Source organism: Candidatus Desulfolinea nitratireducens (assembly GCF_982879505.1).
In genome coordinates this window covers 1-24,260 of record NZ_CEYOSI010000010.1, presented here as the reverse complement: position 1 = coordinate 24,260, position 24,260 = coordinate 1, and the positions used below count along the sequence as shown (strand labels likewise).

The 24,260-nt window shown below is 45.5% G+C and carries 20 protein-coding genes and 1 tRNA gene; 17 read left to right on the top strand and 4 right to left on the bottom strand.

The genetic code is table 11. The features are described 5' to 3' along the window. The first annotated feature begins 285 nt into the window (after positions 1 to 285). The 17 genes from AC3DOM_RS01775 to AC3DOM_RS01695 all read left to right on the top strand — a co-directional run bounded on the left by AC3DOM_RS01775 (position 286) and on the right by AC3DOM_RS01695 (position 15,477). Complete coding sequence (locus tag AC3DOM_RS01775) at positions 286 to 2,241, top strand: TIGR03960 family B12-binding radical SAM protein (RefSeq protein ID WP_487917306.1); 1,956 nt, start codon at positions 286 to 288, stop codon at positions 2,239 to 2,241. Between the two features lie 2 nt (positions 2,242 to 2,243). Further along, on the top strand, positions 2,244 to 2,945 hold the full coding sequence (locus AC3DOM_RS01770) for a TIGR03936 family radical SAM-associated protein (RefSeq protein WP_487917305.1): 702 nt from the start codon (positions 2,244 to 2,246) through the stop codon (positions 2,943 to 2,945). 132 nt (positions 2,946 to 3,077) lie between these two features. Beyond that, on the top strand, positions 3,078 to 4,067 hold the full coding sequence (locus AC3DOM_RS01765; protein WP_487917304.1) for a PrsW family intramembrane metalloprotease: 990 nt from the start codon (positions 3,078 to 3,080) through the stop codon (positions 4,065 to 4,067). A gap of 68 nt (positions 4,068 to 4,135) precedes the next feature. Next, a tRNA-Arg gene (locus AC3DOM_RS01760) sits at positions 4,136 to 4,207 on the top strand. Positions 4,208 to 4,291: 84 nt separating this feature from the next. After that, positions 4,292 to 5,206, top strand: coding sequence for an oxamate carbamoyltransferase subunit AllH family protein (locus tag AC3DOM_RS01755; protein WP_487917303.1), 915 nt, complete (start codon positions 4,292 to 4,294; stop codon positions 5,204 to 5,206). A gap of 156 nt (positions 5,207 to 5,362) precedes the next feature. After that, complete coding sequence (locus tag AC3DOM_RS01750) at positions 5,363 to 6,694, top strand: sensor histidine kinase (protein WP_487917302.1); 1,332 nt, start codon at positions 5,363 to 5,365, stop codon at positions 6,692 to 6,694. Then, positions 6,691 to 7,326: a response regulator gene (locus AC3DOM_RS01745; protein WP_487917301.1), complete on the top strand. Its 636-nt coding sequence runs from the start codon at positions 6,691 to 6,693 to the stop codon at positions 7,324 to 7,326. The genes AC3DOM_RS01750 and AC3DOM_RS01745 overlap by 4 nt, the downstream gene beginning before the upstream one ends. Before the next feature lie 151 nt (positions 7,327 to 7,477). After that, entirely contained in the window at positions 7,478 to 7,843 is a 366-nt protein-coding gene (locus AC3DOM_RS01740) for a response regulator (RefSeq protein WP_487917300.1), read from the top strand. A 21-nt stretch (positions 7,844 to 7,864) separates the two neighbouring features. Further along, entirely contained in the window at positions 7,865 to 8,875 is a 1,011-nt protein-coding gene (gene coxB, locus AC3DOM_RS01735; protein WP_487917299.1) for a cytochrome c oxidase subunit II, read from the top strand. Positions 8,876 to 9,043: 168 nt separating this feature from the next. Next, on the top strand, positions 9,044 to 10,921 hold the full coding sequence (locus tag AC3DOM_RS01730; protein WP_487917298.1) for a cytochrome c oxidase subunit I: 1,878 nt from the start codon (positions 9,044 to 9,046) through the stop codon (positions 10,919 to 10,921). A 13-nt stretch (positions 10,922 to 10,934) separates the two neighbouring features. Further along, positions 10,935 to 11,141, top strand: coding sequence for a cytochrome C oxidase subunit IV family protein (locus AC3DOM_RS01725; RefSeq protein ID WP_487917297.1), 207 nt, complete (start codon positions 10,935 to 10,937; stop codon positions 11,139 to 11,141). Further along, positions 11,141 to 11,719, top strand: coding sequence for a cytochrome c oxidase subunit 3 (locus AC3DOM_RS01720; RefSeq protein WP_487917296.1), 579 nt, complete (start codon positions 11,141 to 11,143; stop codon positions 11,717 to 11,719). Before AC3DOM_RS01725 ends, AC3DOM_RS01720 begins: the two co-directional genes overlap by 1 nt. Positions 11,720 to 11,788: 69 nt before the next feature. Further along, positions 11,789 to 12,394: an SCO family protein gene (locus AC3DOM_RS01715; protein ID WP_487917295.1), complete on the top strand. Its 606-nt coding sequence runs from the start codon at positions 11,789 to 11,791 to the stop codon at positions 12,392 to 12,394. A gap of 5 nt (positions 12,395 to 12,399) precedes the next feature. Further along, positions 12,400 to 12,909 (top strand): cupredoxin domain-containing protein, encoded by a 510-nt coding sequence (locus AC3DOM_RS01710; RefSeq protein WP_487917294.1) that lies wholly within the window; start codon positions 12,400 to 12,402, stop codon positions 12,907 to 12,909. A 35-nt stretch (positions 12,910 to 12,944) separates the two neighbouring features. Then, positions 12,945 to 13,379 (top strand): copper chaperone PCu(A)C, encoded by a 435-nt coding sequence (locus tag AC3DOM_RS01705; protein ID WP_487917293.1) that lies wholly within the window; start codon positions 12,945 to 12,947, stop codon positions 13,377 to 13,379. 32 nt (positions 13,380 to 13,411) lie between these two features. Beyond that, positions 13,412 to 14,164 carry an SURF1 family protein gene (locus AC3DOM_RS01700; protein ID WP_487917292.1) on the top strand — a complete coding sequence of 251 codons (753 nt, stop codon included), beginning with the start codon at positions 13,412 to 13,414 and terminating at the stop codon, positions 14,162 to 14,164. Next, the gene (locus AC3DOM_RS01695) at positions 14,161 to 15,477 is read left to right on the top strand and encodes a heme o synthase (protein ID WP_487917291.1); all 1,317 of its coding nucleotides are present in this window, start codon (positions 14,161 to 14,163) and stop codon (positions 15,475 to 15,477) included. The genes AC3DOM_RS01700 and AC3DOM_RS01695 overlap by 4 nt, the downstream gene beginning before the upstream one ends. Positions 15,478 to 15,623: 146 nt before the next feature. Here the strand turns inward: AC3DOM_RS01695 and AC3DOM_RS01690 are convergent, their stop codons facing one another. The 4 genes from AC3DOM_RS01690 to AC3DOM_RS01675 all read right to left on the bottom strand — a co-directional run bounded on the left by AC3DOM_RS01690 (position 15,624) and on the right by AC3DOM_RS01675 (position 24,204). Continuing rightward, positions 15,624 to 16,046 carry a c-type cytochrome gene (locus AC3DOM_RS01690; protein ID WP_487917290.1) on the bottom strand — a complete coding sequence of 141 codons (423 nt, stop codon included), beginning with the start codon at positions 16,044 to 16,046 and terminating at the stop codon, positions 15,624 to 15,626. A gap of 116 nt (positions 16,047 to 16,162) precedes the next feature. After that, positions 16,163 to 17,188, bottom strand: coding sequence for a COX15/CtaA family protein (locus AC3DOM_RS01685; RefSeq protein WP_487917289.1), 1,026 nt, complete (start codon positions 17,186 to 17,188; stop codon positions 16,163 to 16,165). Between the two features lie 93 nt (positions 17,189 to 17,281). After that, a complete protein-coding gene (locus AC3DOM_RS01680; RefSeq protein WP_487917288.1) occupies positions 17,282 to 20,110 on the bottom strand; it encodes an HD domain-containing phosphohydrolase in 2,829 nt (942 codons plus the stop codon). Positions 20,111 to 20,205: 95 nt separating this feature from the next. Continuing rightward, positions 20,206 to 24,204 carry a PAS domain S-box protein gene (locus tag AC3DOM_RS01675; protein WP_487917287.1) on the bottom strand — a complete coding sequence of 1,333 codons (3,999 nt, stop codon included), beginning with the start codon at positions 24,202 to 24,204 and terminating at the stop codon, positions 20,206 to 20,208. Between the last annotated feature and the right edge of the window lie 56 nt (positions 24,205 to 24,260).

Genomic DNA, 24,260 nt, shown 5'->3' with positions numbered 1-24,260 from the left:
CGATACGTCAAAAAAATAAGACCATCAACATACAATAGGATGGCTTTTTTGCGAAGACTTTCTGAATAGACGCGAGATTTAGGCTCTCGGGTATATCTTTTTTCGCAATGCTGGCACTTAAACGTTGGCTTTTCGCATTCGTGAACTCTATCTTGTGTTGGAGGATTCTTTCTCCGCAGTTTGGACAATTCATAATCTCTTTTGTATCTCATAAACACTTACTACTTTAGCCCCCCCACGTAGGCTATCTATTGTGGACAATCCTTGTCTGTTATAATTTCGCGCATGTTAACCCCTCAACAAATTGAAGCCCGCCTCGAGCGGGTACTCTTAACGGTACAAAAGCCCGGTCGCTATGTGGGCGGTGAGTTCAATGCAGTCCATAAAGATTGGGACTCAATTCAGACCAAAGTCGCTTTTCTCTTCCCGGACATTTACGATCTCGGCGTCTCCAACGTGGGTCTTAAAATTCTTTACGACCAGATCAACCAACGTGATGATGCCCTGGCCGAGCGTGCTTATCTTCCCTGGCTTGATTTTGAAGAAATCATGCGTGCCAACGAGATACCCCTCTATGCGCTGGAATCAAAACATCCGCTGATCGATTTCGATATCATCGGGATCAGCATCCCCTACGAGACTCTCTACACCAACACCCTGAACGCCCTTGACCTGGCCGGGATTCCGGTTAAAAGCGCAGCTCGCGGTCCCGAGCATCCCCTCATCATCGCCGGCGGACATACCTGCACAAATCCCGAGCCGATGCACGCCTTTATCGACGCTTATGTTGTCGGCGAAGGGGAGGAGGTCATTCACGATATTGTGGACACCGTTCAGGCGTATTCCCGTTTTCCCGTTGACTCGTCCCAACAGCATAACGGTAAAACGGTAAAACGGGAAAGCCTCCTAAAAGCCCTCGCCCAAATCCCCGGCGTCTATGTCCCCTCGCTTTATAAAGTCAACTATATGGATGATGGCACCATCGCCGAAACCATCCCCCTTGTCGAAGAAGCTCCAGCGAGAGTTTTGAAACGCATCGTTGCCAAACTGCCACCTCCGCCAACGGATTTCATCGTCCCGAATATAAAAATCGTCCATAACCGCGCAACTGTCGAGGTGATGCGCGGATGCACGCGCGGGTGCAGATTCTGCCATGCGGGGTTCACCACGCGTCCAGTCCGCGAACGAAGCGTTGAAGAGGTGCTGGATGCCGCAGAAAAAGCGATTGCTTCCACCGGTTTTGAAGAGGTCTCCTTCCTCTCCCTTTCCTCCTCCGATTACACTGGCATCGCCGAATTGGTCGAAGCCGTAAGCGAACGTTTTCCCGATGAAAAAATGAGCATCTCGCTGCCCTCGCTGCGGGTCGAATCAGTTTCCGTCGACCTGATGGAGGGGCTGAAAAAACATCGCACTGCGGGATTTACCCTCGCTCCCGAAGCCGCCACAGAACGGATGCGGAAGATCATCAACAAATTCATCACCGATGAACAATTACTTGATACTGCCCGCGAGATTTACAGCCGTGGTTGGACGACGATCAAACTCTATTTCATGATCGGGCATCCCTCTGAAACTCTCGAAGACGTGCAGGCAATTATCGATCTGAGCAATAAAGTTCTGGCTGAGGGGCGCAAGGCGATCGGAGGAAAGGCAAAGCTCAATCTCGGCGTGGGGACCTTCGTGCCGAAGCCGCAGACCTCCTTCCAGTGGGTTTCAGTGGATAATTTTGAGCAAATAAACACTAAGCAGAATTTGCTCAAAAAAGAACTTGGGCGTGGCATCAAACTCGCGTGGACTGACCCCGAAGATACGATAATCGAAGCTTTTCTTTCGCGTGGAGACCGCCGCCTCGCCGATGTGATTTATACTGCCTGGAAAAATGGTGCAAAATTCGACGCCTGGGGCGACCAGCGCCGCTATGATATTTGGATGGATGCCTTTGCAGAACATAACCTTGACCCCACATTTTACACGCATCGCCAACGGCGTGTAGATGAAATCTTCCCCTGGGAGCATATTTCTACGGCTGTGCATAAAAAATTCATCTTCGAGGATTACCGTCAATCGCTCGAAGGTCTAATTCGGGTTGATTGCCGAGAACAATGCTTTGCCTGTGGCATTCTGCCGATCTTCAAGGATCTGCGCCGTGAAAATCCCGGCGATATCTGGATGTGCCCAGAAGTGAAAAGCAGAAAACCAAAAACAGCCATGCAACCTGATGAATTGATCACGATCAACTAAATATGAAGAACGATCAACAACCCATCAATAAAAGATTAAGGATTTCCTTCTCCAAAGAAGGCCCGCTGCGTTTTATCGGTCATCTCGACCTGCACCATATCTGGCAGCGGAGTATCCGTCGTGCCGGACTGCCCCTTGTTTATAGCAAGGGATTTCACCCTCAGCCCAAAATACAGCTTGCATCCGCTTTGGCGCTGGGGTTTTCTAGCCGCGCCGAGGTTGTGGACATTTGGATTGAAGAGAATAGAATTCAGACTTCAGACATAGGAGAAAAACTACAATCTGCTGTTCCTGAGGGAATTGCGATACTTGATGTGCAGGAAGTGGAATTGGGCAGCCCTGCCCTCCAAACCCAAATAGTATCGTCTGAATACGAAGTGACTTTATTGGATGAAAATCCCGCTTCGCTCATAAACGAGAAACTTGCCACCCTTATGGAGGCAGAATCCATTCTGAGACCCAAGCGCGTTAAACACAAAAAACGCAAACACTTCACCAGCGCTCCTCCAACCTACGATCTGCGTCCTTTAATTTTGAAATTAGTAAAATTACCACCTGGCAAAGAAGATAACGCTATCCGTCTTTTTATGCACCTCTCTGCCCGCGAAGGCGCGACCGGCCGCCCAGACGAGGTTCTCGCAGAATTGGGCATTCCTGTCGAGGATGTACGCGTTGAACGAACAAAGTTGATCTTTTCTGAGTAAGGGGTTCCGCTCAGAATGATATGGTCTCTAATAAAGGCACAACAAGGAGAACCAATGCGATCTTTCTATATTTGGGGGTAAAATAAGGTAGGAAACTGCAAAACTCACAGCGAAAAGACCATTGGAGGTCTTGTGCCCTTTCTAACATCCTTGTTTTTCGGCTTTGTGCCCATGTTTTTTTTCGCCTATATCCTCTATTGGACAGACCGCTATGAGAGAGAACCCAAAATTCTCCTTGTAGCGGTCTTTTTTTGGGGGGTCGCGATCGCTGCGGGCGGAGCCTTTATCATCAATACTGTGTTGGGGATGGGCGTTTATATTTTCACAGGGTCAGAAACCGCTTCCGATCTGACGACGGGATCCATTATTGCACCCATTGTCGAGGAGGCGCTCAAAGGCCTCGCAGTGCTGATCGTTTTCCTCGTCTTTCGCAAAGAATTTGACTCCATTCTGGACGGGATCGTCTATGCGGGCATCGCCGCCCTGGGGTTCGCTGCTACTGAAAACACTCACTATATTTATAACCTGGGCTACCTCGAAAGCGGCTGGGAAGGACTCTGGTTCCTCGTTTTCGTGCGTGTGATCCTCGTCGGCTGGCAGCATCCTTTTTACACCGCCTTCACAGGAATTGGCCTGGCTATCACTCGGCTGCAGCGCTCTGGTTGTATCAGATATCTTGCGCCTCTGATCGGGATCAGTATTGCCATGTTCACGCATGCTTTTCATAATACAATGGCTTCTTTTCTGACCGGCACGTCTGGACTTGCAATTGGCACCTTCATGGACTGGACAGGTTGGTTCTTCATGTTCCTGTTCATTCTTTGGGCGGTCGCCAGTGAGCGCAAACTGCTTATGATCCATCTTAAAGAAGAGGTTTCGCTGGGATTAATAACCGCCACACAATATCACACTGCCACTTCCACCTGGAAACAAACTTCAGCTCGTTTTCAGGCATTCTTCAATGGCCGCTATCCTGCAACACAGCGCTTCTATCAAATATGTGGAGAGCTGGCTCACAAGAAACATCAATACCACACTCTGGGCAATGAAAAAGAGAATGTGGAGATCATCAAAAAATATCGTGCTGAGTTGAAAACTCTACGGGAAAAAGCTGAAGCTTAAACCATGTTCTCAACCCTCTCAAGATCAATAAGAGAAGAGTCTTTTCGTGGTAAAATCGCCTTCGCATTGCCCCCATAGCTCAGTGGATAGAGCGCTACCCTCCGGAGGTAGAAGCCTGCGTTCGAGTCGCAGTGGGGGTACACCAACCCCGCTCCATACCTTTTTGGAGTAGGGTTTTTTCTTTCCAATCCAATTAAAAAAACTAAGTACACTATAATTTATTGATGAAAAACATTGAAAAAACTGAATTGAGTATCCATTCTATCGGGAATAGAGCAATGGATATACTTTCAGTTGAGAAAATCGCTGAAATACTTGGTATTACCTCGAAGGGGATTTTTATAAAATTTGAAAACAATAAAATGGTTTTCTTATCCTTCGAAGACTATCGGGGGCCATTGACCGCTAATCTGTCCGGGGATTTTCGCCATTTTACACGCTTATCTAGAGGTGGAAAAGTTACATTTTTCCGAGAGGCGATACTATTTCCAGATTCTAAAATAAGTATTTCAACATCGAATTCAAAAGTATGGAAGCCATCCAAACCAACAGAATCATCTATAAACCCTGAAGATCGTTTAGGCCTAATTCGTGGCTTGGCTTTAGATATTTATCAATCTAAAAAAGGGGAAGGGCTCAGCGAGATGCTCCCAGCAATGGTTGGTTTTTCTCCAGAAAATGCAAAGGGAAACACTCAATATCAAGGCTTCAATGCGAAAATTGAAGAAATAAGAAATCAAATTGCAGTGGGTAATCTGCTACCCCTATCCCAAACTATCCAATCATTTCTTGGGTTGGGAGGTGGCCTAACCCCTTCGGGCGATGATTTCGTTATCGGACTGCTCCTCAGTATTAATCGCTGGAGTACCATTTTCCATCAAATAAAAAATCTGGCAACCTTTAACAAAGAAATAGTTGAGGCAGCCTATAAGCATACAACTACCCTAAGTGCGAATCTTATAGAATGTGCGGCTTTGGGATCGGCTGACGAACGTCTGATCCAGGCGGTTGACCACCTTGCCACTGGAAAATATAACCGTGATGAGGTAATCCCCGGGTTGCTCAGCTGGGGTAATTCTTCGGGGGTTGATGCTTTAGTCGGGATGATGACCGCCTTTTTACCACTTGATCAGTCCTGATGCATACTCATGGCTTAGCCTCGACTATAATTATCAAAAGCTGTACAGGATCTTGGAAAATCCACCAAATTCTTTTAACCAAGCTCCGATTTTAAAATCCCGCATGCAGAAAATGGTATCGTTTTCTGCAATGAAGTAAAATATCAGTATATTTTTATGCCTACTTTTTATTTCTCCAACGACTTGTCTCTTATCCTCCTGTTGGCAGGGGGCGTTTTTGTTATCGGAATGTTTCTTTTGCGTATACAAAAACAGAGGCAAAGCACGAATGAAGAAATTGAAAACACCAATAAAAATATAAATGCCAGTTTTTCTCTCAGCGGATATTTGTTGGCAGCCCATAACGAAGAGGCTGTAATCATGGCTGCCATGCGTTCGGGATTTGATCTGCTGGAAGCCGAAGGATCTGCCTTTGTCCCTTTCAACGAATGGAAGCAATCTGTTACGGTTCTAAAGCACGGCGATTTCCAATTTTTGCAGGAACCAGTCTGGCAAACACGCTTAACAGACCCTGCAACGCGACATAGCTGTAGAAACTGTAAAGACAAAGAAGCGGGCATGAAATGCATCCTCCTCCCAAACCCTGCCGATGCAGACAGGGTTTATTGTTTAGCCCTACGTTGTGGGGGACGAGAGATCGGTGTGCTTAATTACTTTTTCCATAAACCACCAAAAATTACTGGGAGCCAGGAACTTTTCCTGTCAGAATTGGTCCGTCTTACTGACCTGAGACTGGATGCTTTGCATGCACATTCTCAGGAATTAGACTCCCTTCGCCAAGGCAGGCAACCTGCTCTGTCAAAAGAAGAATTTAACAGTTTGAACGCTGAAAACAAAGAGTTGTTGGTTCAACTGGAATACCAGGCTGTATTAAAGGAGCGCACAAGGCTGGCACGTGAAATCCATGATGGCCTGGCGCAAACGTTGGCTTTCTTGAAGATGGAAACAGCACGTATGCAAATCCAGATCTCAAAGGGAGAAATCGCCTCAATTGATCAGGCCCTGCAAGCCTGCCACAAAACGCTATCAGAAGCCTACCTGGATGCACGTCAGTCTATTGATAACTTGCGCCGTGCACCCGACGAGAAGTTTTCCGATTGGTTGGAGACTACAGCCTCTGATTTTAAGCTCCTGACTGACGTGGCGATTGATTTATCTGACCTTAGATTGGATACTATCTTCCCAGATAATATTAAGGCGCAGTTGATCCGGATTGTGCAGGAGGCGTTGACAAATATTCGCAAACATGCTTTGGCAGATATGGTATCCATATCTGCATTTGAGCGGGCAGATGAAATCATCCTTGAAATAAAAGATAATGGACATGGTTTTACACCGGAAGAGGTTACCTTTGTATCTCGGTACGGTTTACGCAGTATGCGCGAACGCGCTGAATCTATCCATGCTGATTTCCAAATTATCAGCGCCCCTGGCGCTGGAACTACGATAAGTTTAAAGATTCCAACAGTCGAAAAGATAAATTTATGAGCAATGCCATCCGTGTTTTTGTTGTTGATGATCACACCCTTTTTCGAAAAGGTTTGGTGAGCTTATTATCTGAATTGGAGGATATTCAAGTAGTAGGCGAAGCATCCACTGGTGAGGAAGCAATTGAAATCGTTATGGGGATCGAATCTGATCTGATCTTGATGGATATCAATATGCCCGGAATGAGTGGGATTGAAACGCTTGGCGTATTGAGGCAACAGGGGGTGGAAAATCCTGTCTTGATGCTGACCATTTCAGAGCATCAGGAAGATCTTGTGGAAGCAATTTGCGCTGGTGCCAGTGGATATTTGCTCAAAAATACGGAACCCGAGATTTTACAGCAAACAATTAAACAGGTAATCGCCGGGAAGTCGGTTCTTTCTCCTGAGATTACCGAGCAAGTATTTGAGATGGTCCGTAGCAGGAAAATAGGGGTGGAGAAGAAGCTTACCGAACGAGAAATCCAGATGTTGCACTTGCTTTCCAGTGGTTCAAAGACATCGCAGTTGGCCGAACAGATGTCCATATCTGAAAACACCGTCAAAACGCATATCCGGAATATCTTTGAGAAATTGGAAGTGAGCAGTCGCGCGGAGGCTGTCGCAAAAGCGGTTCGACTAAAATTGATTTAGAAATATAAAATGGGGGGTGATAAGAGCGGGTGATATAAAAATCACCCCTTTTTCTTTTAAAAATACCTCCCTTTTTGACCTTAATATGATGACAAATAAGAGAATATTTGGTAAATTACTATATATTATTCGTTGAGTTGGATATTTCTACATGAGTCATCTTTCTGAATTTTCGCGCAGGATATTAATCGCCTCAGCCAATTCCTTATTTCGGGAAGGGTTGCATAAATTTTATGCTGAAAGATGGGGTAAACAGAAGGTGGGGGTAGTGATGGCCAAAACTATGCAGGAGACCCTTGATCTGCTCGAGAGTCATCAACCTGATCTTGTGATCGTCGATCACGATGACAAAGCCATCAATCGCGATGAATTTTTGAACCGTTTTATGACCGGTGAAATGCCGATGAAGGTAATTCTTGTCTCACTAGCTTCTTCTGAACCGGTTGTGATCTATAACCGTATGCAATTGACGGCAGCTCAGGCGGAAGACTGGCTTGCAAATCCGTGGGACGAATAATCATTATGAAGGAGAGTGCGTATGAAACACTTTTTTAGAGTAGCCGTTCTGGTAGCAATCCTAACTGTGTTGATCGGTTTTGGACTGGATAACTCAGGCTATATGCCCGCGCTTGCCAGCGTGCAAGGCGCAGCTATTGACGCTTTATTCCGAAAACATATTTGGGTGATTTCCTTCCTCTTCTCGTTGATTTCAGGATTCATGCTCTATAGTTTTGTAGCGTTCAGACGGAAACCTGGTGAAGAAGGAGATGGGGATCATTTTGAAGGACATACTGGGTTGGAAATTGCCTGGACAATTTTGCCTCTTGGCATTGTGTTGTACTTTGCTTTCCTGGGTGCTGCCGCCCTTGCAGAAACCCGCCGTGCAGATCCGAACGCACATAAGGTCACCGTGGTTGGGTCCCAGTGGTCCTGGCGTTTTGATTACGAGGATTATGGATTTTCTTCGACAGAGCTGCGTCTCCCCATTGATCAGCAGTCCCTCCTGACGATGACATCGACAGATGTAATTCATTCATTTTGGGTTCCTGAATTCCGGTTAAAACAGGATGCTCTCCCAGGGGAAGGGATGGAACGCGAACTTCGGATTACCCCCACTGTAATTGGAGATTATAAACTCCGCTGTGCCGAGCTTTGCGGCCTGGAGCATGCCTATATGGTCTCGGATGTTATCGTAATGGAAGTGAGTGATTTTGAAAAGTGGGTTGCAGAACAAACAGAAGGTCCATCGGATGATCCAATAGAACGTGGCGAATTATGGTACGAACAATATGGTTGTCAGGCTTGTCACTCCATTGATGGTTCTGATCGTATAGGTCCTACTTGGGCAGGTATCTTCGGCACGGAAGAATTATTAACAGACGGTACGACTATTGTAGTGGACAGGGAATACCTGATCGAGTCTATTGTTGATCCCCAAGCAGCTATTGTCGAAGGTTTTGAAACTATCGTCATGCCGCCCACCGGAGATAGTATGACCGAAGAGCAAATTCATGACATCGTTGATTTTATCGAGAGTTTGGCTGAGTAAGCGAGCATCTAAGAATTACTTCCCAAAAAATGCACCACAAAGCCACAGAGAACACAAAGGTTTTCTCTGTGGTCACAAAGAATTTCTTCGTGACCTTTGCGACTTTGTGGTGAGCCTGTAGGAGCTTATTTTTAGACGATTACTAAGAGTAGGAATAGGAGTAAAAAAATGGATGAAAAGAAAAAGGTCAATTTCCTGAAACTCGGTTTGGTACGCGGAATCATCTTTCAGGTGGTCGGCTCAATAGTAGGCATGGGAATTGTCATGCTGATCCGACTGCTGATGGGATTACCAGCGTGGAATGCTGAACCGGTCTGGGTAGGCGGTACTTTTGTTGGCGTGATCACCTTTTTGATCGGTGTTGGTGCCTTCAGCGATTGGTTCAAATGGGCGAAAGGCGAAAAAACATCCGATCATCATGAAGCTGATCCCAGCTTACCAGGTTGGGCGAAATACTATAGTATTTCGCTGGATCACAAGGTAATCGGTATTCAATACGGTGTTACATCGATTCTGACATTGGGACTGGCGGGTACCTTCGCAATGATTTTTCGGACAGAATTGGCCGCTTCAAAGCTGCAATATATCGATTTGGGTACATTCAACAGCCTGATCGGTTTACATGGTATTGTGATGATCGCGGCAATTTTATTGGGTATAGGCGCTATGTCAAATTATCTGGTGCCTTTAATGATCGGGGCCAGTGATATGGCCTTCCCGCGATTGAACGCTTTCGCTTACTGGATTAACGTACCGGGTGCACTCCTGGTGGTGAGCAGCCTCTTTTTAGGTGGCTTTGATACCGGTTGGACAGCCTATCCGCCCCTCAGTGCGCGGGCTCCCCTGGGGATGCAGATGTTCTTCCTGGGCGTTTATGTGATCGGCCTATCCTCTATCTTGGGATCGCTGAATATTATTGTCACCACGATCAGGATGCGTGCTCCGGGAATGAACTATTTCCGCATGCCGATATTTGTTTGGGCAGCGGTAGCAACTTCCATTATCGGGCTGACCGCGACGCAGTTCATCGCTCTTTCCTTCCAAATGGTCATGTTCCAGCGTTTATTGGGGATGGGTTTCTTCGATCCGACCAACGGCGGTAATGTTGTTTTATTCCAGCACCTCTTCTGGTTCTACTCTCATCCGGCGGTATACGTCTTTATCCTGCCAGGGCTGGGGATGATCAGCGAACTGCTGCCCGTCTTTGCCCGCAAACCCCTTTTTGGATATAAATGGATCGCCCTGTCCTCGATGGCCATTGCCCTTGTTGGCTTCTTTGTCTGGGCGCACCATATGTTCACGGCGGGGATGGAAGAATACTTACGGGTTCCTTTCATGTACAGCACCATGCTGGTGGCCGTGCCAACTGGCGTGAAATTTTTTAGTTGGGTCGGGACGCTATGGCGAGGCAAGATCAGTTTCCCCACACCGATGTTGTTCACTTTGGGGGCAGTGTCAATTTTTCTGCTTGGTGGATTAACCGGGCCGCCAAATGCGACCGTGGCCACTGATCTCCATTTGCATGACACCTATTGGATTGTGGGCCACTTCCACGCTACGATGTTTGGCGGGTTTATCTTCCCCTTCTTTGCGGCACTTTATTACTGGTTCCCAAAGATGACAGGTCGAATGTACAACGAGAAGCTGGGAAAATGGCATTTCTGGCTGATGTACCCTGCCTTTTACGTTCAGTCATTGGGGCAAATGCGGATCGGCTTATTGGGAATGCGTCGTCGTATCGCTGATTATGACCCGGCGCTCAATTTTGACTTTTCTCATTTGCTTATTACCATCGCCGGTTTTGTGATCTTTGCCTCGGTAGTGATCTTCCTCGTGAATGTGTGGATGAGTGTCAAGCGTGGGGAAAAAGCAGGAACGAATCCCTGGAATTCCCGCTCCCCGGAATGGCAATTACCCACTCCTATTCCAGAACATAATTATGCAGATCATCCATTCGAAGTAGTGGGTGAACCGTATGACTATGGTTTGGAGGGTTCAACTTATATAAAAATGTCCGCCGCTTCTAAAGCCTCAGCAGCGGACTGATTGGAGAAATCTCATGGAAGATAAGAAAAAGAAAGCCTTAACGTTCGGCGTTATCATTTTTGTGATTTTAGCAGTACTTACCCTTGGTGAGTATTTAATTGCTACTGTGAACTTCCAGTGGTGGTATTTGCTGGTTGGAATAGCCATCATAAAAGCCTGGCTGGTAATTCAGCATTATATGCATCTGCCAAGGTTGTTCAGTGAAGAGGAGAAACACTAATGGCTACATCTACCTTGGATAATCGCACAAGCTACAAATATAAATTGGGGACCAACCGCCTGGGTTTATGGTTATTCCTCCTCTCAGACGCGTTTTTCTTTGCTGGCTTGTTGATCTCTCGCTTCTACCTGATGGGCTTTACCCGCCCTCATCTGGATCAGACCCTGGGTCTGATCGTCACCTCAGTACTTTTGATCAGTTCATTTTATATGAATCGGGCTGAGACAGCCATGGCTCATGGGGATCAAAAAACCTTCCTGCGAGGCACGTTAATCACCCTTGTTTTGGGCGTGATCTTCCTCGTTGGCGTGGTCGGTGTCGAATGGCAATTGGCGCCCTTCGGCCCGGGCGATGGGGCCCATGGCGCGCTCTTCTATATGATGACGGGTATGCACGCTTTTCACGTGCTTACAGGCGTGATCTTCCTGGTGATCGTCTATCGCAATGGACGCAAAGAGCTTTATACCGCTGAAAAACATTGGGGCGTGGAAGCCTGTGCCACTTACTGGCATTTTATTGATGTAGTTTGGATTTTCTACTACCCAGCCCTTTACCTGATCGGTACAGTGGTTGGATAAAGTTAATTAGCTGATCAGTAGTAATCAGTTTGTATAAACTGATTACTACTGATTTCACACTTTTTCAATATGACCAGAAAACTTTTCCGGCAAATAGTGAATGGACTGATAATTGTTTTAGTCGTATTTGCCGGATTTTATTTTTTAGCCCAGCCTTATGCTTTTCAGGGATCCTTGATTGAGCCACCACTCCCAACGGCTGATTTTTCTTTAAAACAAGCTGATGGAAAAAACTTTCGTCTCTCTGATCAACAAGGCAAATTGGTATTGCTTTATTTTGGATACACATTCTGCCCGGATGTATGCCCGACTACACTATACGATCTCGCCAGAGCGAAAGAACGTCTGGGTGAAAATGCATCCGAAATCCAGGTTCTTATGATTACCGTCGATCCTGAACGAGATGCCCCTGATCAACTTGAAAAATATGTCACTACTTTTGACCCATCTTTCATCGGCTTGACTGGCGATATCACGGAGCTGGAATCCATCTGGAGTGATTTCGGCGTCTACCGCAAGAAGAATGAGACTAATGGTGCATCCGGTTATCTGGTGGATCACACTTCCCGCGTCTATGTCATTGACAGAAATGGCAATTTACGGCTGACCTTTCCATTTGGCATGGAATTCGAAGCGATGGCAGACGATCTGGCCTATTTATTGGATAGTGAGTAAAAGATATGAACAAAAATTTTCCCACATACAGGAAACGTTTCTTATTATCAGTGTTGGGGGCGTTCATATTTGTTGGATTGATTAACGAAGGCGCGCATTTATTACTAAAAGAAAAAACAGATCGCCCTCCCGAAATTGTAGAGGTTTCTATCCCAGCCGGGACGGCAGAGCGAATAAGCGCAGGGGAAGCTGACCCTACCATTCCATCAGAATTGATCTTTGTGATAGGCGATACCTTGCAGGTCACCAACGAAGATGACGTACCTCACGAGCTTGGCCCCCTGTGGATCCCTGCTGGTTCCAGCGCCAGCCTGTTGATGGAAAATGCCAATAAATATACCCTGGGCTGTACTTTCCAGCCTTCACGCTACCTGGATTTCGATGTGCGGTCGCGGACTACGTTAAATTCACGCTTACAAGCTTTTGGGCTGGCAACCCCGCCTACTGCAATGTTTTTCTTCCTATACAGCCTTTTGGTTTTTCCGTTGAAGTCTGATGAAACAGAAGAAAATTAACCTGATCAAATGATCCTTAAAGAAAAATAAACCAAATGATGAAATCCTCTTTGCTCTTTATTCTCACAATTTTGGTACTCATTCTGGCGGCTTGTGGAGCTTCTGCAGGAAATGACTCGTTAGAGATCAGTGATGTTTGGGCACGCCCTGGCCTTGCAGATGGCAATGGTGCTGTTTATTTTCTGATCGATAATTCGACCGGCGAAGAAGATACTTTAATCTCTGCCTCCAGTGATATTGCACAGGCTGTTGAAATTCACATCTCCATGATGGATGGTGAGGTTATGCAGATGAAGCCACAGCACGAGGTATCCATTCCTGTTGGTAAGACTGAATTCAAACCTGGTGGATTGCATGTGATGCTAATTGGATTGCATGATGATCTCAATACTGGAGATAATTTCCAGATCACCTTGAAATTTCAAACGGCTGGCGAAGAAATTCTCGAAGTGACAGTCAAGAAACCATAAACTATTTCTTTGAAAAAACCAGGAAAAGACGCATGAAATTATTCCGCGCTATGATCTCAAAACAATGGTTGCTGGCCACCTTGCTAGTATTGGCTGGCGGTGCGCTTTGCATCCGCCTTGGCATTTGGCAGTTGGATCGTCTCGAGCAACGCCGAGCTTTTAATGCGCATATTGAAAGTGTCTGGATGATGGAACCTTTGAACCTGAACAGTCAAATAACAGAAGATCTGGCCATCATGGAATACCGGACAGTATCCATCAGCGGGAAATATGATTTTGAAAAGCAAGTTGTTCTTCGAAATCGCTATTTCCAGAATGAATATGGCTTCCATCTTCTCACCCCCCTCCTACTGGAGGATGGGACTGCTGCCTTGGTGGACCGGGGCTGGATTCCAGCCGAGGGAAATGACTCGCCTGTTGATTGGCGGAAATATGATCAGCCCGGACAGATCAGCATCCAGGGGCAGATTCGACTTGGGCAGACCAAACCAGATATGGGGGGAGTCCCCGATCCGGCGCTTGCTCCGGGGCAGGAAAAACTCGAATTCTGGAATCTTGTCAATCTTGAGCGTATCCGTCAACAGATGCCATATCCACTATTGGCTGTTTATATCCAACCCGATCCTGATCCGCAGGATATTGAACCCCCAATCCCCTACCAGCCAGAAATTGAACTCAACGAGGGGTCTCATCAGGGATATGCCGTGCAATGGTTCACCTATGCAAGCATACTTATGCTGGGATACCCCTTCTATGTGCGCCAACAGATAAAGGAAAAATTATGAAATTTTCACTTTCATCCTCATTTACTCGCCTGACACTTTTTGTCTTGCTTGCCGTTTTACTGGTCTCATTCGGTGGAAGGCTGGTGACCATGGCCGACGCAACCGATGCCTGCACAGGTTGGCCCCTTTGCGAGCCTCAGGGAGTGCTGGGATGGATGCAATTGCTGCACCGCGCTTCAGTAGGTTTTGCCAGTGCCTTGATGATCTACCTGCTTCATCGGGCATGGCGAGATATGCGCGACCACCGTATATTGCTGCCACTCTCGACACTGACCGTGATCTTATTCTTCGCCCAGGCATTTGTAGGTGCGATGGAAGTAACACGCGGTTTCCCTCACTATTTGGCAGTAATGCATACGTTGACAGGGATTCTATCGTGGGGAAGCCTGCTTGGACTTGTGCTTGCTTCTGCTTTCCTGGCGCGTGAGACTGTGGCCTTCCCTCCGCTTGATCTCCGACAACGATCACGTGATTTTCTGACACTGACCAAACCCATCGTTGTTTTGCTTTTGCTGGTGACAACTTATGCTGGCATGGTGGTGGGCGGCAAAGCCTGGCCCTCCTTATCCCTGACCTTCTGGACAATGCTGGGCGGCTATCTGGCTGCGGGTGGCTCATCTGCCCTAAATCAATATATTGATCGCGATCTGGACAAGAATATGCAGCGCACCGCTCAACGCCCACTGGCGGCAGAGCGTATGACTCCCGCTGAAGGCTTTGCCTTTGGACTGGCCCTATCGGTGATCAGTTTTTATATTTTCGCAGGTTTCGTCAATTTGCTGGCGGCATTTTTGTCGCTGACTGGAATAATTTATTACGTGGTGCTATATAGCATCCTCTTGAAGAAAGCGACTGTCCAGAATATCGTCATTGGTGGGGGGGCAGGCGCAATTCCACCCCTGGTGGGTTGGGCAGCGGTTACGGGTAGTTTGAATATTCCCGCCTTATTCCTGTTTGCGATTGTATTTATGTGGACTCCGCCCCATTTCTGGGCGCTGGCAATAGTCCGCAAAAAAGATTATGCGCGTGCGGGTGTCCCAATGATGCCAGTCGTGCGTGGTGAGAGAGAAACACGCAGGCAAATTTTGATCTATACGCTGGAGCTGGTCGCGTTGACCTTATTGATGTCGGTCTTTAAATTTGCCGGTACGATCTATCTTATCTCGGCAGTGACGCTGGGGATCTGGTTAATCTACACTGCATGGCAAGTCTGGAAGATAGAAGGCAACCAAATTGCATGGAAAATGTACCGCTACTCTAGCATGTATCTGGCCTTTATTTTCCTGGCTCTGATGATAGACGCGGTTGTCTAAACAAAAAAGTCTCGCTGGTTGAAAAAACCAGCGAGACTTTTTTTATAAGGCGTACCGGTTTTTACAGTCCTTATCCCAATGCTCTCCGTTGGGAACCTGTAGACATTCCGCAACGCAGAGCGTTGTTGCTAGAAAGAAATGCAATCTTATTTGAAGGTTCTCAAATAAGAAATCACCTGCCATATTTGATCTTCGCTAAAGCTGGTCTTCCAACTGACCATGGCGGTTCCCTCTTTTCCATCAGAGATTCGCCAGAGGAGGTAATCGTCGGCGGCTGTTTTATTGACTTCTACCAGGCTGGCAGGCTGAGGTGTTAAGGCGGCGGCAGCAGGCCCATCTCCCAATCCGGTATCTCCATGACATGCTGCACAGGTACTTTCAAAGACCTGCTTTCCCTCGGCAATTGCCTCGGAAGACCCAGCAAATGAGTTGGTTTTTCCGGCATATTCAGCAGGAACAACAGGACCTTCTGGAACAGCTGGAGCAGCTGTCTCTCCGCCACCACAAGCTGCAATCAATGTTGCCATTATAGCAAGCATGATAAAACTATAAACAAAACTCTTTTTCATTTCAAAACTCCTTAGAACATAATAGTTTTTTAGTTCACAATTATAAACGATTGGCAAATTTTAATACATCAATAACGGTTATTTTTACAAAAAATATCAGGTTTCATAAATAACTCTTACACATTCAATATACGTAAACGATACAGTAAAATTAATGACCACCCAAACAATAAAACGGCGGTTAATTGATGCAGTAGCGCAAGTGATATCTGGACATTTAAAAGTACTACCAACACACCCAAAACGATTTGCAAGCTCCCTAAGCCCAAAATCCACAACAATCCCCTGGTAATTTCAGGGTGGTAATTTTGTTTTCGGGCAAGAAAGTATAAAGCTATCCCAAAAATCAATGCCACAAAGGCGAACCAACGATGCACGAATACGATAGTTTGTGGTGACTTTAATAAATTAATTCCATTACTAAACAGACCTGCTGGAAGCCATTTTCCAAACATCAAGGGCCAGGTATTGGATACGTGGCCAGCTTTCAGCCCAGCCGTAAATCCACCGTAGGAAATCTGAACAAGCAAGACGATCATCCCAGTGATGGCCAGCTTTAAAAATCCAGACCGCTTGATGCTAATTTTAAAATCAGGAAAACCATTACGATGCCCCAAAGCTACCCAAAGACTTAAGGCAAACAGACTAAGCGCCAATAACAAATGGAGTGTAAGCCGAAAATGGCTCACAGAAGGACGATCAATAAGACCGCTGGCCACCATAAACCATCCCATAAATGCCTGACCGATAAAAAGCAAACCCATTAAAACATAAATGCCAAACTCTTTTAGAGGAATTGCCCCTTTGATTAAAAAATAGAAAACCGGGATGGCGTAGAATAAGCCAGCCAGGCGAGCGATCAGCCTGTGAAGCCACTCTATATAAAAAATTCGCTGGTATTGCTCCAAGGTTATATTATGATTAACTTTTAGAAATTCTGGCGTAAGTTGATATTTGGCAAACTCATTTTGCCAGGCTTGCTCACCGATGGGAGGGAATATCCCACTGACTGGATTCCACTCAACTACAGACAATCCTGATCGAGTTAACCGTACAAAACCGCCAAAAACAACCAGAAAGGCGACAACAAAGGCAAAGGCAAATAACCAGATCATTACAGCACGATTTTTAGATTTTGGCATTGATGCTCCGTATTTTGGGGAATTAATTTCAGGGATTTAATATACAGGTAGATTACTTTTTCAGAATCTGATCTCAAGATAGATCCATTTTTTCTAGGCCTTCTCTGAAATCATCTTAAAAAAAGCCTCGACTACTTCTGGATCAAAATGTTTGCCAGATTGCTCACGAATATGAGCCAAGATCTTCTTTTCTGGCCAGGCTTTCCGATAGGGTCTATCCGCTTTTAATGCGTCGTATACATCAATGATGGCAAAGATGCGTGCCGATAAAGGAATCGCATTTCCGCTCAATTGTAATGGGTAGCCGCTGCCATCCCATTTTTCGTGGTGGCTGTAGGGAATATCAAGCGCGGGTTTCAAATATATGATTTCCTTTAGCATCTCATAAGCATAAACCGGATGTTTTTTCATCTCGACCCATTCTTCGTCTGTCAACGGGCCTTCTTTTTTGAGAATGTCATCTGGAATACCCATTTTGCCAATATCGTGCAATAATGCACCCCGGCGAACATGATCCATCAGACGACCATCCATTCCCATAGCGATAGCAAGGTCCGTTGTAAATTTGGTCACGCGGCGGCTATGGTCCTCTGTCTCCATATCACGTAATTCCAAGGCATGTGCCCAGCCTTCCAAAGTTGCTTCATAGGCTAAACGCAATTCGACGTTTCTTTTATCCAGATTCTCGTATAGTGAAATACTATCAACTGCAATAGCCGCCTGCCTGGCTAAAGTATCCAAAAAACTGAGCCACTCAACATCAGGTTCCAGAATAGAGCGATGATAAACCTCTAATACCCCTTTCAGCTTTCCCTTGGCCAACAAAGGCACACCTACATAAGATACGAATCCTTCACGAACCAATTCAGGGGAATTTGCTAACAGATCGCTTTCTTCTCGTAAATCATGCACCTGAATCGTCTCTCGTTGCAAGGCAACTTTTCCTGCCAATCCTTTCCCCAGGCGTAATTGTGGTTGGGTTAATGATTCTACGTTGAAACCCACTCGCGCGGCGCTATGCAACGATTGCAACGAAGGTCTGAAGAGCAGCAAATTAGCCGAATCTACTGCTAATTCTTTTTGCGCCTCCTCCAAAATAACATCAAGGATGATGTTTACATCTGTGCTCCCCGAGATCGCTGTGTCGATTTTATGCAGGGAATCAAGACGAGAAAGTTGCAAGCGGATCTGTTCCTCAGCCCGCTTACGCTCGGTAATATCCTGTTTCACTGCTGCGAAATTAATTATTTTCCCATCTTTTGTTTTTATAGGAAAAATACTGGCATCCTCATGATAGAAACTGCCATCTTTATGCTTATTGATAATAGTGCCCTGCCAGGTCTCTCCAGAGGTTATCGTATCCCACAATTTTTTATAAAATGCGTCATCTTGAAAGCCACTTTTGAGGATACTCAATTTTTCACCCAAGGCCTCTTTTGCACTAAAGCCACTCGCATCTTCAAAATATGGATTGATGTAAACCAGATCACCCTCCAGATCCGTAATTGCCACCGTTATCGAGGCCTGCTTTACCACCTCTGCCAGACGAGCGATTTCACGCGTGGCTTCAACCTGCTCGTTGATATCCTGAAAAGTGACCACAGCCCCAAGCAGGACTCCCTCCTTTTTTATTGCCGTACTGGAAAAAAGTCCTGGAAAACTACTCCCGTCATTACGCCAAAAATCTATACGTCCCCGATAAATATTTTCTCCATCCCCATAGGTTTTACGAACTGGACATTCTCCGTTAGCACAAGATTTGTCTCCGAGGTTTCCCTGATAAAAACAGATACAGCAATGTTTCCCCAACATTTCCTTCACTGAATAACCCAACATTTCTGCTGCAGCCGGATTAATAAAGGTAAATTGCCCTCCTGTATTTAATCCGAAAATGCCTTCGCCTGCAGAATCGAGAATTAATTTTTGCTGACGATGCAATTCTTCAATCTCCTCATCGGCCAGTTTGCGGGCAATAATTTCGATCACCTGTGATGCAATCGATTCCATCCTTTGAATACTTTGTGCAGATAAGTGCTCTTTATGAGAGAATGCTAAAATACCAATTTTTCGATTTTCGATGATCAAGGGCAAGAAGGCAACTGCTTTAAGGGTGAGCAATTTCTTGACCTTCAAAGCAAGCTTCTTCAATGAAGCTTCATCCTGTTTTGAGGCGAGTGCTGCAACCAACCCCAAAACAACCTGGCCTATATCTTCATCAACATCAAGGATTTGCTTTTCCCTCTTTTCCAGTGCCTGCTGCATCCTCTTTTGCTCGTCCACTTTCAGTCGCATAGAAAGAAGATTAGTCCCGATCAGTTTCTGTAGTTTTTCACCCACCTTTGCCGGTAGATCAAAATGCTGCATTTCCAAATATTTTTGATCTTGGCTCAGTAAGAAAATATTTAAACCAACTGCTCTGGAATAGATATTCATATCAACCATAAGAATATCTATCAATTCAGAAATGCTGGAACCATTAATTGTCGCTTGATTGAGTTTACTGAAAAGAGCAAGATCCTCAGCCTGCTCTCTTTCTCTGACACGCAATTTGTTCTCTTCCAGGGCTCGCTTAACTGATCGCACCAATCTTCCAAGGCGGTCTTTATGGACATAATCCACTGCCCCTGCCTTAATGCTATCAATTGCCAATTCTTCTCCCAAGTTTCCAGAAACAAGAATGGCGGGGATATTCAGTTGACTTTTACGGAGGATATTGAGAGCGGTCAACCCATCGAAACCAGGCAGGTTGTAATCAATCAGAATCAAATCATAATCAGGGTTGTCTAATGCAGCAATAAATTCATTTTTCGATTGGACGCACTCCCATTTGCACTGATATCCTTCTGCTTCCAGCGCTGTGATATTCAGTTCTGCGTCGAGGGGGTCGTCTTCAAGGAGAAGGATCTTAATTGTTTTTGACATAAGAAATCCAAATATATATGGTTAAAGATGTTGGCGCTCCCATTCTGGAGCTATGGGTATTATCCCGGAAATTGCAATTAGTCATTTTATTTGATCTAGTAAATCGGTTCCTGAGGTAAGCTGAAATAAAAAATTGCTCCTTTATCTGGCTCACCATCTGCCCAAATCTGACCTCCATGACGTTCGATAATGCGCTTGGCAGTTGCCAGACCAACGCCAGAGCCTTCAAATTCATCATTTTTCTGAAGACGCTGAAAAACGCCAAAAAGTTGTTCGTGATATTCTGGGTTAAATCCAATGCCGTTATCCTTGATAAAGAAAGTGATTTGCCCTTCAGAGGGTGTAGTGCCAATTTCAATAATTGCGTTTTCGCGAGGCCTTGTATATTTTACCGCGTTCCCGATCAGGTTTTCCCAAAAAACTTTCATTAGGCCTATATCTGCCTGGGCCGGGGGGAGGGTAGCAATCTTCCATGTAATCTGACGTCCTTCTACCTCATCAAATAATTGAGCGCGGATGCTTTCGATGACGGCATTGAAATCAAGAGGCTTAATATTCAAATCCGCTCTGCCAGCGCTTGAAAGAGTTAGCAGGTCTTCAATCAGGTTTCTCATTCTTTCGGTTGAAATAACGATATTGTTGAGATAGCGGAGAGATGTCGGATCAAGCGTCTCGCCAAGCTGGTCGCTTAAAAGGCGGCTGAAACTTTCAATATGTCGCAGAGGTGCACGCAGGTCATGAGAAACAGAATAAGTGAATGATTCAAGTTCGACGTTGGAATCCAAGAGTTCACGTGTTTTTTTTCTGGCGATCTTAGAAGCGATGTTGAGATCATCCATCATATTTGCCATACCTGCGTTAAGATTTTCGACAGTTGCTATGCGTTGATCAAGTTCTACAGTACGAAGCTTGACTCGTTCTTCAAGTTCGATGTTGAGCTTTTGGAGTTCTTCCTTTGCCAATTGTCGCGCAATTATAGCTGCAACAGAGGCTGAAACCGTTTCGAGGAAATCCTTATCCTGCGTGCTGAAAGCTTGTGGATTATGGTAATCCTGAACAGCCAGCACACCCAGAGTGCGTCCTTCTGCAATAAGAGGAACCCCAAGCCATATTTTTGGTGCTGAGCCAACCTTTTCAATTTCCCCACGTGCCACAAGATCTGTAAACTTCTGAGCGGTACAAAGCAAGGGTTGACCTATTCTGAGCAGGTATGCCGTCAGGCCCTGACCAATATGCTTTGTGGTGGGTGGATCATCCTTTTCATCAACAAAGTAAACAGGATAAGCAAGGTCTTCGTCTTTATCGTAAAGTGCAATAAAGAAATTTTTGGCAACCATCATCTCTGCAATAATTGCATGGATCGCAGGATATAGCTCATCAAGGCTTAACGCTCGGTTTGCCTCCTGCGCAATCTGATAAAGAGCACTTTTCAATTGTTGGGTTCTGTATTCTTCTTCAATATCTTCCCCAAAAGATTGGTAACCGATAATCTCTTGATTTTCATTAAAGAAGGCGCGATTTACCCAACGTTGATGTCTTATTTTCCCATTGGAATCGACCACCCTGTGTGTGAGAACGCCAAAAGGATTCTTTTTCGAGAGGGAGGAGATTTGTGCCATCACATCGGCGCGGTCTTCTTCGAGAAGTAGGTCAAGGAAGTTTGTCCCTATTAAGGCTTCAGGAGTACTCTGGTAGTATTCAGCATAGCTTTTGTTTACAAAGTCGATTTCTCCGCCAGGTAAAAAACTGCCAACAAGCCCAGGTGAATCTTCAACTACAGAACGATACCGCGCCTCGCTCTCTCGCAGGGCTTCATCTGTCTGTTTACGTTCCAGGATCTCATGCTGCGCAGTCTCGTACAATTGAGCCCTTTCCAGGGCCAAAGCAGCCTGGTTCGCGATGGCCATCGCCAGATTTATATCCCGCGGAGTATAGCAGTATTCTTCAAGCCAGGTTTCCAATTCTATTACCCCGATGAAACGGCTTTTTACAACCAGAGGTAAAATTGCCACAGTTTTTACCTGGGTTTCTTTCAGATAAGCCAACATTCTCGAATTGATATTTGAACCGCTGGCTTGCACTATCTGGGGTTCCAGGGTTTCCATCGCACGAACTAAAACAAGATTATTTGGCATGGATGCCACTTTTCCCCTCCAACCCACAGAGTCTGACGGCGCAATTTCTGGATCGAAATAGTCCACAAGGTATTGGAAAACATTAGTCTGCTGATCATACAGAGCAATGGAGACTTCGGATAAGCTAAATATATTTTCAAATTGACGAGCTATAATTAAGGCGATTTCAGTTGATTCGGGTGGAGCCTGGGCAAGCAGCTGGCTAACAGAAAATAATGTGACTGAATCCCGAGCCTGTTGATGTGCAATCTGGTCAGCCTGCACCCGATCAGTGATGTCTAACTCTGTCCCGAATGATTTGAGGAGCCTGCCTTGATCATCCAATACAACGTCGCTGCGTAGGTTAAGATGACGGACTGCACCTGAGGGGGTGATGATCCTGTATTCAATATTCATCCCTTTCAGTTGTTCCTCAGACTCAAAAAAATGTTTTTTGTAGCGAGCGCGATCATCCGGATGAATTACATTGAATTCAGTTTCCAGATCTGAGAAGTGTACCAGTGCTTCGTCTGCGGTCATCTCGTATGTCCGCGCAAACTGATCTGAGCATGAAAGCATCTTGTGGTTGATGTGATCCCACTCCCAATGCCCTAATTTACCCAGAGATTCTGCCTGGTGATAGAGCGCCTGACTTTTACGCAAACCTTCATCTGCTTTCTTTTGTTCAGTAATGTCACGGCCAACAGATTGATATTCTATAATGTCTCCATCAGCGTTAAAAATAGCCTGATTACTCCAAGAGAACCAATGTACTTTACCTTGAAAATCTATATTTTCATTTTCGTTTCGAATGATTGGCATTTCCTGGCTCAAATTAGTAATTTTCTCATGGAGAACCTGACGGATTTTGTTGGGAGCATTCTCCAGATAATCCTTACCATAGAAATCGTCGGGCTTCTTACCAAAGAATTGACAATAGGCTTCATTTACAAATGTGATAATGCCTTCAGGTGAAAAGCGAAGAATCAAATCTGTTTGTGAATGAAGTATGGTCTGGTAACGATCTTCAGTAGCTTGCAAATCCTGAAGGATATTACGAAGGTTTTCTGTCTTTTCTTTTACATTCTGCTCCAGGCGTGCTTGTCTATTAATACCCAGGTAGAAAGTCCATGTCCAAAACACGGTGATAATTCCTGCCAAAACTCGAGATAACCTCAGCTTTTTTTCATAAGTAGAGCGCCAACCATCCTTTGGCACTCCGACCAACTCCCAACTTCTTTCAGGCAATAAAATGCTTGTGCTGACCGGATTTTCATCAAAAACACTTTCCGAGCCATAAAACACCTGTCCTTCTTGATCTTTGATAGCGACCATTAAATCATTCCCCTCAGGGGAAAAACCTGCTTCACTAAGTAATGGGGGAACATCAATAACAATATTGGCTAACCCCCAATAATCTTCATCAACAAAAATGGCCTGCCTGGCGATTATGCCTAATCCTCCCTGAACAAGCTCAATCGGCAAACTCATCACAACCCCCTTTGTTGTGATCGCTCGCTTTACATCTTCCCGAACATTAAGGCGCTCATCTACAGCCGGTTCATATCCAAGTGAGGCTTTATTCTCTTCAAAGGGATAGACATAAGCTATCACCCCATGAGGTGCAAGAGCAATATTTCGAAGACCATCTGTACTCATATAAAGGCTTTCAGCAAAGGCTTCAAAATCTTCGTGGGGAATAGTGCCGTCCGCGGCTTTGATTGACGCAAAGGCACTCAATCCATTGACCAAATTCAATCTCCGGGTAAGAGTCTGCGTCAGGCTTATGCCATAAGATGTGACCTCTTTTGAAACCTGAGCTTGAGCCTCAGCACGCAACCTTTCCTCTATCCATTGATCAGCCAGCTTCCAAACCAGAAGCATAATTACCATTGACATCGCAGCATAAATCAGGGCCACACGACGAGGTTTGGCAAAAAAGCGTGAGAGGTAATTCCGCGAGAAAAAATGTTTTATCATCTTTACTGTCCATTCGCTGAAAATATTTTGACATTTCTCAATTATCGGCTAGGCGA